11 protein-coding genes are annotated in these 13,333 nt (G+C 69.8%); all 11 read left to right on the top strand.

The window, feature by feature from the left end:
- The first annotated feature begins 74 nt into the window (after positions 1 to 74).
- The 11 genes from ACFYRU_RS15480 (at position 75) to ACFYRU_RS15530 (ending at position 13,331) form a co-directional block, all read left to right on the top strand.
- Positions 75 to 1,229 (top strand): LacI family DNA-binding transcriptional regulator, encoded by a 1,155-nt coding sequence (locus ACFYRU_RS15480; RefSeq protein WP_387658432.1) that lies wholly within the window; start codon positions 75 to 77, stop codon positions 1,227 to 1,229.
- On the top strand, positions 1,226 to 2,146 hold the full coding sequence (locus tag ACFYRU_RS15485; RefSeq protein ID WP_387658434.1) for a carbohydrate ABC transporter permease: 921 nt from the start codon (positions 1,226 to 1,228) through the stop codon (positions 2,144 to 2,146). Before ACFYRU_RS15480 ends, ACFYRU_RS15485 begins: the two co-directional genes overlap by 4 nt.
- Entirely contained in the window at positions 2,143 to 2,976 is an 834-nt protein-coding gene (locus tag ACFYRU_RS15490) for a carbohydrate ABC transporter permease (RefSeq protein ID WP_387658437.1), read from the top strand. Before ACFYRU_RS15485 ends, ACFYRU_RS15490 begins: the two co-directional genes overlap by 4 nt.
- Before the next feature lie 8 nt (positions 2,977 to 2,984).
- A complete protein-coding gene (locus ACFYRU_RS15495; RefSeq protein WP_387658440.1) occupies positions 2,985 to 4,262 on the top strand; it encodes an ABC transporter substrate-binding protein in 1,278 nt (425 codons plus the stop codon).
- A complete protein-coding gene (locus ACFYRU_RS15500) occupies positions 4,262 to 5,413 on the top strand; it encodes an ADP-ribosylglycohydrolase family protein (protein ID WP_387658443.1) in 1,152 nt (383 codons plus the stop codon). Before ACFYRU_RS15495 ends, ACFYRU_RS15500 begins: the two co-directional genes overlap by 1 nt.
- Positions 5,414 to 5,437: 24 nt before the next feature.
- The gene (locus ACFYRU_RS15505) at positions 5,438 to 6,733 is read left to right on the top strand and encodes an ADP-ribosylglycohydrolase family protein (protein WP_387658446.1); all 1,296 of its coding nucleotides are present in this window, start codon (positions 5,438 to 5,440) and stop codon (positions 6,731 to 6,733) included.
- The gene (locus ACFYRU_RS15510) at positions 6,723 to 7,628 is read left to right on the top strand and encodes a ribokinase (RefSeq protein WP_387658447.1); all 906 of its coding nucleotides are present in this window, start codon (positions 6,723 to 6,725) and stop codon (positions 7,626 to 7,628) included. Before ACFYRU_RS15505 ends, ACFYRU_RS15510 begins: the two co-directional genes overlap by 11 nt.
- Positions 7,625 to 9,613 carry an SUMF1/EgtB/PvdO family nonheme iron enzyme gene (locus ACFYRU_RS15515; RefSeq protein ID WP_387658450.1) on the top strand — a complete coding sequence of 663 codons (1,989 nt, stop codon included), beginning with the start codon at positions 7,625 to 7,627 and terminating at the stop codon, positions 9,611 to 9,613. The genes ACFYRU_RS15510 and ACFYRU_RS15515 overlap by 4 nt, the downstream gene beginning before the upstream one ends.
- Positions 9,610 to 10,797, top strand: coding sequence for a CaiB/BaiF CoA transferase family protein (locus tag ACFYRU_RS15520; protein ID WP_387658453.1), 1,188 nt, complete (start codon positions 9,610 to 9,612; stop codon positions 10,795 to 10,797). The genes ACFYRU_RS15515 and ACFYRU_RS15520 overlap by 4 nt, the downstream gene beginning before the upstream one ends.
- 1 nt (position 10,798) lies before the next feature.
- Positions 10,799 to 11,644: an HpcH/HpaI aldolase/citrate lyase family protein gene (locus ACFYRU_RS15525; protein WP_387658456.1), complete on the top strand. Its 846-nt coding sequence runs from the start codon at positions 10,799 to 10,801 to the stop codon at positions 11,642 to 11,644.
- Between the two features lie 94 nt (positions 11,645 to 11,738).
- A complete protein-coding gene (locus tag ACFYRU_RS15530; protein WP_387658459.1) occupies positions 11,739 to 13,331 on the top strand; it encodes a phytoene desaturase family protein in 1,593 nt (530 codons plus the stop codon).
- Positions 13,332 to 13,333: the final 2 nt, after the last annotated feature.

Below are 13,333 nucleotides of genomic sequence, written 5' to 3' on the forward strand. Positions count from 1 at the left end.
AGGTTGTGCGGGCGCCGGGGACGGTCTATTGTCTGGCCTGTAAACGATTACAAGAACGATTACAGGAGGCCGGCGTGAGTCGTCCGACGATCGCTGGGGTGGCCCGTGCGGCCGGGGTCTCGGTGGCGTCGGTGTCGCGCGTGCTGAACGGGCTGCCGGCCACCGACGAGATGGTCGAGCGGGTGCAGCGCGCGGTCGCCGAGCTCGGGTACGTACCGGACGCGCGGGCGCGGTCGCTGAAGGTCGGGCGGACGTTCCAGCTGACGCTGGCGGTCGCGGACATCGGCAACCCGGTGTACGTGACCAGGATGCGCGCCGTCGAGGAGGTCGTGTCCGCGGCCGGCTACCGGCTCGTCGTCACGGCGACCGGGCCGGAGGTGGCCGACGAGATCGCGCTGGTGCGGGGGATGGCGCGTGGGTACGCCGACGGGCTGCTGATCAGCCCGATCCGCGTCAACGACGACCTGATGAAGTCGATCCGCGAGTGCGAGGTGCCGGTGGTCGTCGTCGGTGACGTCGCCGCCAAGGCAGGGGTCGACACGGTTCGCGCCAACTCTCCCAAGGGCGTGCTGCTGGCTGTGGAGCACCTGGTTGATCGCGGTCGTACCCGCATCGCCTTCCTGAACGGGCCTACCGACACCGTCCCCGGCGCCGCGCGGGCCAAAGGTTTCGCCGATGCGCTCAACGAACACGGTTTGGAGCCCGTCGCCGTAGTCGAAGCGAACGACTTCACCTTCGCCGCCGGCCGCACCGCATCCCTGGAACTGCTGAAGAGCGGGGTGGGACCAGAGCCCCGTTCTGGTGGGACGACTGCCGCGTCCCGCGCCCCCGGCGTGGACGCCGAGCGTGGTGCGCCCGGCTCCTCCCGCCCCGGCGGGAGGGCTGCCGCCGGCTCCTCTCGTCCTGGTGTGACGGCTCCCGCCCCCTCCTCCCGCCCGAAGGGCGGGTTTGATGCGGTGGTGTGTGCCAACGATCTGTTGGCGGTGGGGTTGATGCATGAGTTGGCTGCTGTTGGGCTGCGGGTTCCTGAGGACGTGGCTGTGGTGGGGATGGATGACAGTGAACTGGCCGAGCAGAGTTTTCCGCCGTTGACGAGTGTGAATCTGGGGTCGGCCGAACGTGGCCGGCGGGCGGCCGAGTTGCTGTTGGCAAGGATCGAGGACAACGACCGGGCGCCGCGGCGGATCGTCGTACAGCCGTCGCTGACCGTCAGGAGGTCCACCCCGTGACCGCGACCCTGGCCGCACCGGCGCCGGTCAAGAACAAGCAGGGCAAGCCGAAGCAGAACCGGGAAGCGATCCTGCTGTTCCTGCCCGCGTTGCTGCCGGTGCTGATCCTCAGCGTCTATCCGCTGATCCGCGGCATCGCGCTCGGCTTCACCGACGCCCGCGCCGGCCTGCGCGTCGAGACGAACTTCGTCGGCTTCGACAACTTCGCCAAGCTGCTGCACAACGACCTGTTCTGGGCGTCGTTCCGGATCGGCGTGATCTGGACGTTGTCGGTCACGATCCTGCAGTTCGTCGCCGCGCTCGGCCTGGCGCTGCTGCTGAACACCGACCTCAAGTTCCGCGGCGTCGCCCGGACGCTCGCGTTGATCCCGTGGGCGATGCCGCCGGTGGTCGTGGCGATCATGTGGCGGCTGCTGCTGCACCCTACGAACGGCCCGGTCAACGAGATCCTGCAGAAGCTGCACCTCACCGACCATCCGATCAACTTCCTCGGCGACTTCGGTACGGCGCTGCCGGCCGTGATCGTGGTGGGGATCTGGGTCGGCATGCCGATGACGACCGTCACGCTGCTGGCCGGCCTGCAGGGCATCGACCGCTCGCTGTACGAAGCGGCCGCGGTCGACGGTGCCAGTGCGTGGCGCCAGTTCTGGAACATCACGCTGCCGCAGCTGCGGACGGTGATCGTCGCGATCACCAGCCTGGACATGATCTGGAACTTCAACTCGTTCGGCCTGGTCTACGTGCTCACCGCGGGCGGGCCGGGCGGCAAGACGATGCTGCCGATGCTGTTCGCGTACAACGAGGCGTTCCGGTACGGGAACTTCGGGATGGCCGCAGCGATGGGTGACGTGATGGTGGTCATCATCATCCTGTTCCTGTTCTTCTACCTGCGGAACCGGCTCCGGAGCGAGGCATGAGGACCCGGCCGGCCACCCGCGCGCTGCAGTACGTCGCGGTCCTCGCATACCTGATCTTCCTCGGGTTCCCCCTGCTCTGGCTGATCTCCAGTTCGCTCAAGTCGCCGCAGGAGTTCGCGAGCATCACACCGTCGATCCTGCCGAAGCACTTCGACTTCTCGAACTACAGCGACGCGCTGAACGAGCAGGGCCTGGTACGCGGTCTCGGCAACAGCCTGCAGATCTCGATCTACAGCACGATCCTCGTACTGATCGTGGCGCTTCCGGTGTCGTACGCACTGGCCCGTTTCCGCAGCCGGCTGCGTCCGCTGACGAACGGCTGGATCCTGGTCAGCCAGGTGTTCCCGGTGATCCTGATCGTGATCCCACTGTTCATGATCCTGCGTCCGTTGCACCTGACGAACACGATCCCCGGCGTGGTGATCGTCTACATGGTCTGGTCGCTCCCGTTCGCGCTGTGGATGCTGCAGGGGTACGTCGCCGCCGTGCCGCGCGAGCTGGAGGAAGCGGCGTCGGTGGACGGCGCTTCGCGACTGCGCACGATCGTGTCGATCGTGATGCCGCTGCTGCGGCCGGGGCTGATCGCGACCGCGATGTTCACATTCACCTCGGCGTGGAACGAGTTCTTCTTCGCCCTGGTCCTGCTGCAGGACCCGCAACTCAAGACACTCCCGCTGGTACTCGCCCGCTTCGTCGGTGCCGAGGGCCAGGTGCAGTTCGGCCCGCTCGCCGCAGCCTCTGTCCTGGCGACCGTGCCCAGTCTGGTGTTCTTCGCCTTCCTCCAGCGCCGGTTGACGTCCGGCCTGCTGAGCGGCGCAGTCAAAGGTTAGGAGAAGCAATGAAGAAGGTCATGACCGCGTTGTTCGCGGCGGGTGCACTGGTGGCACTCGCGGCGTGTGGGGGCAACGGCAACAACAGCAGCGCTGGCAATTCGGATGAAAAGGTGACGCTGAAGTTCCAGAGCCTTGCCTTCCAGAAATCCACGGTCGCGGCGACCAAGAAGATCGTCGACAGCTGGAACGCGAGCAACCCGAACATCCAGGTCGAATACGTGCAGGGCAGCTGGGACTCGGTGCACGACCAGCTGGTGACCCAGTTCCAGGGCGGGACCGCGCCGGACATCATCCACGACGAGTCCTCCGACATCACCGGCTTCAACAACCAGGGCTACCTCGCGGACCTCTCGCCGTACCTGAGCCAGGAGACCAAGGACGCGGTCTCGCAGGGTGTCTGGGACACCACCTCCAAGGACGGCAAGATCTACGGCGCGCCGACGCTGCTGCAGTCGTACGTCGTGTTCGGCAACACGGCGATGCTCAAGGCCGCCGGCGTCACCGCGACCGGTGACTCGCTGAGCTGGGACGACCTGGCCGCGGACGCGAAGAAGCTGACCAAGGCCGGCAAGTACGGTCTCGGCTGGGGCCTGAAGAGCCCGACCGCGACGATGCTGAACCTCGGCCTGAACTTCGACGCGAAGTTCTTCGACGGCAGCGGCCAGGACGCGAAGGCGACCGTCGGTGACGCCGAGCTCGAGGTGCCGAAGCGGATCCACGCGATGGCCTACGACGACAAGTCGATCGACCCGACCTCGCTGACCCAGGGCGGGACCGACGTGCTGCCCGGGTTCTACGCCGGCAAGTACGCGATGATTGTCGCGGGCAACTACGTCGCGCAGCAGATCCTCTCCGAGGCGCCGAAGGGCTTCCAGTGGGAGGTGCTGCCGCCGCTGAAGGGCACCAGCACCAAGCAGGCCGCGAACCCGCAGACCCTGTCGGTGCCGGCCGAGGGCAAGCACGTCGAGCAGGCGGCGAAGTTCGTCGACTACTTCATGAAGGCCGACAACCTGGCCGCGGTCGGTCAGGGCGACAGCCTGATCCCGAGCACGCAGGCGGCCCGGGACGCGATCCAGAAGGCGACCGGCGGCAAGGACGGCTGGCAGCAGACGCTTGCCTCCGGCACCGAACTCACCAAGGCGCCGTTCCAGAGCGTGGACAACTACCCGAAATGGAAGGACCAGATCGCGACCCCGGCGTTCCAGGAGTTCCTGGCGAACAAGACCGACCTCGCGACCCTGGGCAAGAAGCTGAGCGACGGATGGGGTCAGGTCAACAACTGATGCCGGAAAAAGGCAACACAGCGCTGGAAGAGAAGGCAGTAGGAGTCCTCGCCGGTGCCGCCGTCGGCGACGCGATCGGCGGCGCCGTCGAGGGCTGGACACCGGAGGCGATCCGGGAACGGCACGGCGGCTGGGTGCGCGGCATCGTCGGCCCGTGGTACGACGACTGGCGGACCGCGCGTCCGATCTCGCCGTACCACAAGGGCGACGGGCACATCACCGACGACACGTTGATGACGCACGCGCTGGTCGAGGTGTACGACGAACGCCGTACCCATCTCGACGCGTACGCGGTGGCCGAGTCGCTGGTGCCGAAGATGATGACCGGGACTCGCTGGATCCCGGAGTTCGAAACCGACGCGTTGCTGCTGCAGCGGGTGTTCCTGGCCGAGAAGTGGCTGGTCGCCCGCCTGCACTACGGGCACGTCGACCCGCGCGAGGCCGGCGTCGGCAACATCGTGAACTGCGGCGCGGCGATGTACATGGCGCCGGTCGGGATCGCCAACGCCGGCGATCCGGAGGGTGCGTACGCCGAGGCGCTCGACGTCGCGGCTGCGCACCAGTCGAGCTACGGGCGGGAGGCGGCCGGCGTGTTCGCGGCCGTCGTCGCCGCCGCGATGATCCCGGGCGCGACGCCTGCGTCCGCGGTCGAGGCGGGCCTGCGGCTCGCCAAGGACGGCACCCGGCAGGCCGTCGAGGCGGTCGCCGAGGCGGCAACCGGGATCACCGACTGGGAGCAGGCGATTCCGGTACTGCGGAACGCGATCGAGCCGTACGACCTGGTCGGGCCGAACTACCGCGAGCTGTCGATGGACTCGCGGCGGCCGAGCCGTACCAAGGCGATCGAGGAGTTGCCGGTCGCGCTCGGGTTCGTGCTGGTGTCCGAGGGTGACGTACGGCGGGCGGTTCTGGGCGGGACGAACTACGGCCGGGACGCGGACTCGATCGCGTCGATGGCCGGCGCGATCACCGGCGCGCTCCAGGGCGCCGGCGGCGTACCCCAGGACTGGGTGACGGACATCGCCACGGCGAGTAAGACGGATCTGCTGGCGCCCGGCCGGGTGATGGCGGGGGTCGCGCAGGACATCCGCGCCGCCGACGCCGAGCGCTGGGCACGGCGGAACGAAACGCTGGACGTTCTGACGCGATGACACAGTAGTGGAGGGACTGAAGCGATGAGATTGTCGTGGGTGCAGCCGGAGGACCTGCTGCCGCACCAGTTGGTGCAGGCGCGGTCCGAGGGGATCGACGTCACCGACGTGCAGGCGCGCTGGATCGCCGCGGGCGGTACGACGGACGCGCCGGTCTCCGGTGCCACCGGCAAGCCGGCGCCGCCCGCGCTGCGGGCGCTCGCGAGGGAACTGATGGAGGTGCTCGACGCCAGGACAGGGGACTGGCGTGAACCCGTCGTCCCGGACCTGCCAGTGCTTCCGGGGCCGGCCGACGAGGCCCGTACGCTGAACGCTTGGCTCGGCCGCTGCGCCGGGAACCTGCTGGGCAAGCCGGTCGAGAAGATCCCGCGAGAAGGCATCCGGGAGATCCTGGCCAGCTCAGGACAGTGGCCGCTGACGCAGTACATCACCGCGGCCGGCGTGCCGGACGAGGTCCAGCAGCGCTGGCCGTGGAACCGGCGGTCGAGGACGACCAGCCTGCGCGAGGTCATCGACGGGATGCCGGAGGACGACGACATCAACTTCGCGATCCTCGCGCTGCTGATGCTGGAGCGCTTCGGATCCGACCTTCGTACCGAGGACGTGGCGCAGAGCTGGCTCGACGACCTGCCGGCCGGCCGGGTGTTCACCGCCGAACGTGTTGCCTACCGCAACCTTCTCGAAGGGGTCGACCCGGAGCGCGCGGCGCAGGTCGGGAATCCGTTCCGGGAGTGGATCGGCGCGCAGATCCGGACCGACGCGTACGGCTGGGCGCACCCGGGCGACCGGACGGCGGCCGCCCGGCTCGCCCTCGTCGACGCCAGGCTCAGCCACACCGGCGCCGGAGTCGACGGCGCGCTCTGGGTGGCGGCGATGTCGGCCGCGGCGCTGGTCCTCGACGATCCGGTTGAGGCCGCGACCGCGGGCCTGGCGGTGGTGGACGAGCAGGGCGCGATCGCGCGCGCGGTGCGCTTCGGGCTGACGCTCGCCGACGCGAAGCTCGACGAGGCACTCGACGCCTTGCATGCCGAGTACGGCGATCTGCACTGGGTGCACGCCGTGAACAACACCGCGCTGACCGCCTATGCCCTGACGGCCCCGGACTTCGGTAGCGCGATCGCCCGGGCGGTGATGGGCGGCTGGGACACCGACTCGGCCGGTGCCACCGTGGGCGCGGTTTTTGGCGCGACGCGTGGGGTTCCGGCAGAGTGGTCGGCACCACTGGACAACCGGGTGACCACGAGCCTCCCGGGGATGAACCAGATCGCGATCGACGAGCTGGCGCGGCGGACTGTGGAGGTGGCCCGGGGTGGAGCCTGACGTTGTACCTGACGTTGTAGTAGTAGGAAGCGCGAACATGGACCTGGTCCTGCCGGTCCAGCGCATCCCGCGTCCGGGTGAGACGGTCCTGGCCGGGCTGATGACCCGCGGTCCGGGCGGCAAGGGCGCGAACCAGGCGGTCGCGTCCGCCCGCGCCGGCGCCCGGACGGCGATGGTCGTGGCGCTCGGCGACGACGAGGGCGGCGCGCTGCTGCGGGACGCGCTCGAGGGTGTGGACCTGTCGCTCGCGACCACCGCCGACGCCCCGACCGGTACGGCGATCATCACCGTCGAGGAGAGCGGCGAGAACTCGATCGTGGTCGCGCCCGGCGCCAACCGCGAGCTGACGTTGTCGGCGGATGCGCTGGCCACGATCGGGCAAGCGAAAATCGTCCTTTCCCAGCTGGAGATCCCGTTCTCGACGGTGCAGGCCGCGGCGGCTGCGTCGGCGTACTTCATCCTGAACGCGGCACCGGCCGCCGAACTGTCCGACGAACTGCTCGCCGAGGTCGACCTGCTGGTGGTGAACGAGACCGAGGCCGAGGCAATCGCAGGGCCGGACCGCTCCGCGCTGCTGAAGAAGGTGCCGGCCGCGGTGGTCACCTTGGGCGGCGCCGGCGCGGTGATCCTGACCCGGGACGCCGAGGAGATCGCGGTGCCCGGCGTACGCGTGGAGGTCGTCGACACGACCGCCGCGGGGGATACGTTCTGCGGTGTGCTGGCGGCAACTTTGGCTGCTACGTCAGCTAACGACTCGATCACGGCAAGCGACCTGACGAACGCGGTCCGACGCGCTAACGTTGCTGCTTCATTGAGTGTTCAGGCGGCGGGGGCGATTCCTTCGGTGCCGCACGGGGATGCAATCGACGCGCGTTATGCGGAGGTATACCTGTGAATCCGCTCGAACCCCGGCCCATCGACCTTCCGGCGACGGTCGAACTCGGGCCCGGGGCCGACCTGTCCTTCCTGGACGACGCCAAGATCCTCGGCGCACCGGAGGACCCGGCCGAACTGCCACGCTGGCGCGCCCGGCTGGCCGAGTGGCGGTACGGCGCCTTCGAGCGGACCCGGTACGACGGCGCGCACTACGACGAGCCCGGCCGCGAATGGACCCAGACGGCGTACTCGGTGGCCCTCGTCTGGCTCTGGGACGACCTGCTCTACAACGTTGAGACCGGCAGGTTCACGCCGGAGAAGTTCGTCGAGCACGGGGTCGCGGAGTTCGGCGGGTACGACGCGATCGTGCTCTGGCACGCGTACCCGGTGATCGGTATCGACGACCGGAACCAGTTCGACTTCTACCGCGACGTACCGGGTCTGCGGACGTTGGTCGACGACCTGCACCGGCTCGGGCTGAAGGTGTTCTTCGACTACAACCCGTGGGACGTCGGCACTCGTCGCGCGGCCCGTTCGGACGCGGACGAGTTCGCCGCGCTGGTCACCGACTACGCGGTCGACGGCGTGTTCCTGGACACCTTGAAGGAAGGCGATCCGGCCTTCAGCCGGGCGATCCGGCAGGCGAACCCGGCGATCGCGCTCGAAGGCGAGTCACGGTTGCCGATGGCAAGGATCGGCGACCACGCGCTGTCCTGGGCCCAGTGGTTCGCCGACACCCACGTGCCCGGCGTACTGCGGGCGCACCTGTTCGAGCGCCGGCACATGATGCACCACACCCGCCGCTGGAATCGCGACCACAGCGACGAACTGCAGTCCGCGTGGGTGAACGGCGTCGGCATGCTGGTCTGGGAGTCGGTGTTCTCGGCCTGGGTCGGCTGGAACGCCCGCGACCGCGCGACGCTGCGCCGGATGGTCGCCGCGCAGCGCGCGTTCGCGCCGGTACTGATCGGCGGCGACTGGATCCAGTTGACGCCGGAGATCCCGGAGAAGGCCCGCGACCACGGCGTCTACGGTTCCCGGTTCGACCTCGCCGACATCACGTTCTGGACGCTGATCAACCGCGACGAGGAGGACTTCGAGGGCATCGTGCTGCGCTCGGAGGACCAGGTCGGGGACTGGTACGACGTGACGTCGGGCGTCCCGATCACCGCGGACGACGACGGCGTCCACCTGGTCGTGCCGGGTCGTGGCGTGGCCGGGATCGTCCGGGTCGGTGCGACCGCGGGTGCTTCCTGCCGGGCGACCGCCCGCCGGCTCGGCACGATGCCGCGGGCACACGTCGACGAGTCCGCGTTCCCGATGCGCCCGGCGTGGTTGGTCGCCGTACCTTCGGTGTCCGGCGAGGCGTCGATCGGCCCCGTCGTCGAGGTGCCGGCCGGGGACCGAACGCTGACGGTGAAGCATCGGCGTCGCGAGACCGGGCTGTACGACACCGCGCCGTACGTCGAGGAGTGGAAGCCGCTGCCCCCACGCCTGCACGACATGCGGACCGTGACGCGCGAGGTGTCGCTGCCGGGGATCTCGGTCGCGGTGGCCGAGGTGAGCAACGCGGAGTACTCCGAGTTCATGCAGGCGACCGGCTACCGGCCGCTCGTCGCGAATCGGTTCCTCAAGCACTGGGTCGACGGTGCTCCCGTTCCGGGCACCGAGGACCAGCCGGTGACGTACGTCGACCTGCCCGACGCGCGGGCCTACGCCGCGTGGCGCGGTGGTCGGTTGCCGACCGAGGACGAGTGGCAGATCGCTGCTGCGGTTGAGGGTTTCGTACGGCGTGAGCCGTTGGTGTGGAACCTGACCGAGAGCGAGTACCGCGACGGGCGCAGCCGGTTCTGCATCCTCAAGGGCGGTTCGCATTATCTGGCCGAGGGCTCGGACTGGTACGCCGACGGCGGGCCGCAGGAGCCGGAGGTCAGCTTCAAACTGGTGCTCACCGGCGGCGGCCTGGACCGCTCCTCGAGCATCGGTTTCAGGTGTGCGGGATGAGACCTGCTGCCCTCGACGGTGTGAAGGTGCTGGAGGCGGCGACGCTGTTCGCGGGACCGCTGGCAGCGACGTTCCTCGGCGACTTCGGCGCCGACGTCACGAAGATCGAGCACCCGTCCCGGCCCGACGCCGCCCGGACGCACGGCGCGTCGAAGGACGGGGTCGGGCTGTGGTTCAAGACCCTCGGCCGGAACAAGCGGCTCGCGACGCTGGACCTGTCGCGCGGTCGGGATGTGTTCCTCTCGCTGGTTGCACAGAACGACGTGCTGGTGGAGAACTTCCGGCCGGGGACCCTGGAGCGTTGGGGGCTTGGTCCGGAGGTGCTGCTCGAGGCGAACCCGCGGTTGGTGATCGCGCGGGTGACCGCGTTCGGGCAGGTCGGGCCGTGGTCCCGGCGGCCCGGGTTCGGGTCGCTGGCCGAGGCGATGAGCGGGTTCGCCGCCGTCACCGGTGAGCCCGACGGACCGCCGACGCTGCCGCCGTTCGGGCTCGCGGACGGGATCACCGCGCTCGCCACGGCGTATGCGGTCCTGGTCGCGCTGCGGGAACGGGACCGCTCCGGGGCCGGGCAGGTGATCGACATGGCGATCATCGAGCCGATCCTGATGATGCTCGGCGGCGGCATCACGGCGTACCAGCAGACCGGGTACGTGCAGCCGCGGCTCGGGAACCGGTCGTCGAACAACGCCCCGCGGAACGTGTACCGGACCGCTGACGGCCGGTGGGTGGCGGTGTCGACGAGTTCGCAGAGCATCGCCGAGCGGGTCGTGACGCTGGTCGGGCGCGCGGACCTGGTCGCGCAGCCGTGGTTCGCGACCGGGCGGGAGCGCGCGCAGCACGCCGACGAGCTGGACGAGGCGGTCGGGTCGTGGATCGCGGCGCGGCCGCTGGAGCTGGTGATGGCCGAGTTCGAGAAGGCGGAGGCCGCGGTCGGGCCGGTGCACGATATCCGCGGGATCGTGAGCGATCCGCAGTACGCCGCGCTCGGGACGATCGTCAGCGTCGACGACGACGAGCTCGGCGGACCGGTGGAGATGCAGAACGTGTTGTTCCGGCTGTCCGAGTCGCCGGGGGAGATCAAGTGGGCCGGGCGTCCGCACGGCGCGAACACCGACGAGGTGCTCGCCGAGATCGGTGTCACCCCCGACCAATTGGCGGCCTTGCGCGCGGCCGGCGTGGTGTGACGTGCTGACCGCACTGTACGTGCCGGCGAACCGGCCGGATCGGTTCGCGAAAGCTGTTGCCGCAGGCCCCGATCTGGTCGTGTTCGACCTGGAGGACGCCGTACCGGTCGGCGACAAGGTGGACGCCCGCGGCTGGGCGGTGGCGTGGGTGGCCGCGAACGCTTCGCGGCCGGTGGAGATCCGGGTGAACTCGCTGCACTCGCCGTGGATCGCGGACGACCTGGCCGCGATCTCCGCCGTACCGTCGGTCCGGCTGCGGGTGCCGAAGGTGGAGAGCGCCGCCGACGTGCACGCCGTACTGGAGAAGGTGCCGTCGGCAAGGATCACGGCGCTGATCGAGTCGCCCCTGGGAGTCGAACGCGCCTTCGAGATCGCCACCGCCGACCCGCGCGTGATCGCGGTCGCCCTGGGCGAGGCGGACCTCTCGAGCGCGCTGGGCGTAGACGGTCCCACAGGCCTCGCGTGGTCGCGCAGCCGCCTGGTCTCGGCCTCCCGGGCCGCCGGCCTAGGCGCCCCCATGATGTCGGTGTACCCGAACGTCAGCGACCTTGACGGTCTCCGGAAGACATCACAGGAAGGCCGGGCGCTCGGATTCGTCGGCCGTACGGCGATCCACCCCCGGCAGCTCTCGACGATCGTGGAAGCGTTCACGCCGACGCCCGAGCAAGTGAAGGCCGCACAGGAGCTGCTGGACGCGGTGGAGAAGGCCGACGTGGCGAACGGCGGCGTACTCGTACTGCCCGACGGCCGCATGGTCGACCCCGCGATGATCGGCCGCGCCCGCGAGGTCACAGCGCTGATCCAGGAGATCCGGACCTCCACCACTCACCAACCACCGCCGCGCTAGCCGTCGCACGCTCGGCCGCTCGAGCAACGCCGTCCCCGGCGTGTGTTGGTGAGTGACACAGGTCCGCGGGACCCGGTCGGCTAAGGTCGTAGGCATGCTGCCACGCAGTGTTGATGCCGTCGTGATCGGTTCGGGGCCGAACGGGCTGGTGAGCGCGATCACGCTTGCCGACGCCGGCTGGGACGTGCTCGTACTGGAGGCCGCCGGCACGTTCGGTGGTGCCGTGCAGTCGACCGAGGACGGCGGCTGGATCAGCGATCGTTTCAGTTCGAACTACCCGCTCGGGGTCGCGTCGCCGGTGATCCGGGCGCTGGAGCTGGAGAAGTTCGGCCTGAAGTGGTCGCACGCCCCGCTGCCGCTGGTGCATCTGCTCGACGAGGACGGCACCGCGGCCGCGATCCACCCGGATCCGGAGGACACCGCGAAGTCGCTCGGCGCGGAGCACCCCGGCGACGGTGACGCGTGGTTGCGGCTGTACCAGCAGTACGTGTCCGTCCGCGAGCCGTTGCTGAACGCACTGCTGACCACCTGGCCGCCGGTCGGCCCGGGGCTGAAGCTGGCGCGGAAGCTCGGATCGGCGGGAGAGCTGCTGCGGTTCGCGCGGTTCATGGCGATGCCGATGCACCGGATGGGCCAGGAACTGTTCGACGGGCGGCACGGCCCCGCGATCATCGCCGGGAACGCGCTGCACGCCGACGCGCCGCTGTCGGGCAGCGTCAGCGGCACGATGGGCTGGCTGCTCGCGATGCTCGCGCAGGACGTCGGGTACCCGGTCGCCACCGGCGGCTCGTCCGCGTTCTCCGGCGCGCTGGTCCGTCGGGCCGAGCGGGCCGGAGCGCTGCTCGTGCCGGGCATGCCGGTCACCGGCGTCGACGTGTCCGGTGGGCGGGTGACCGCCGTACGGACCGCGTCCGGCGAGGTCGTGACGGTCGAGCGGGCGGTGATCGCCGATACCTCCGCCCCGGCGCTGTATTGCGAACTGTTGCCGGAGGCACTCGTTCCGGCCGGTCTCCGGCGGGACCTGGACGAGCGGTTCGAGTGGGACTACCCGACCGTGAAGCTGAACTTCCGGCTGAGCGGTCCGATTCCGTGGAAGGCGGTCGAGGCGCGCTCGGCGGGCGTCGTCCACCTCGGTGGTACGGCCGACGACCTGGTGCACCTGTCCGCGGACCTCGACACCGGGCGGGTGCCGTCGCAGCCGTTCCTGCTGATCGGGCAGACGACGAAGTCGGACCCTTCGCGGTCGCCGGCCGGGACCGAGGCGGTGTGGGCGTACGCGCACCTGCCGCGCGGGATCGCGGACGACGCGTCGGCGGAGAAGCTGGCCGGCCGGATGGAGCGGGCGATCGAGCGGTTCGCGCCTGGGTTCGGAGATCTGATCGTCGCGCGGGACCTGCAGCGGCCGTCCGCCCTGGAATCCGGGAACGCCGCGCTCGGGTTCGGCGCGCTCGGCGGCGGGACGATGCAACTGCATCAGCAGCTGGTGTTCCGGCCGACGATCGGGCTGGGGAGCGCGCGGACGTTCGTCGAGGGCCTGTACCTCGGCAGCTCGGCTATCCACCCGGGCGGCGGGGTCCACGGCGCCTGCGGTCACCTGGCCGCCCGGACCGCGCTCCGCGATGCCTCCCTGCTCGGGCCGCTCACCCGCAAACTCCCCACCGCCGCCCTCCGCCACCTCCAACGCTGACG

Source organism: Kribbella sp. NPDC004536 (genome assembly GCF_042873835.1).
GTDB lineage: Bacteria > Actinomycetota > Actinomycetes > Propionibacteriales > Kribbellaceae > Kribbella.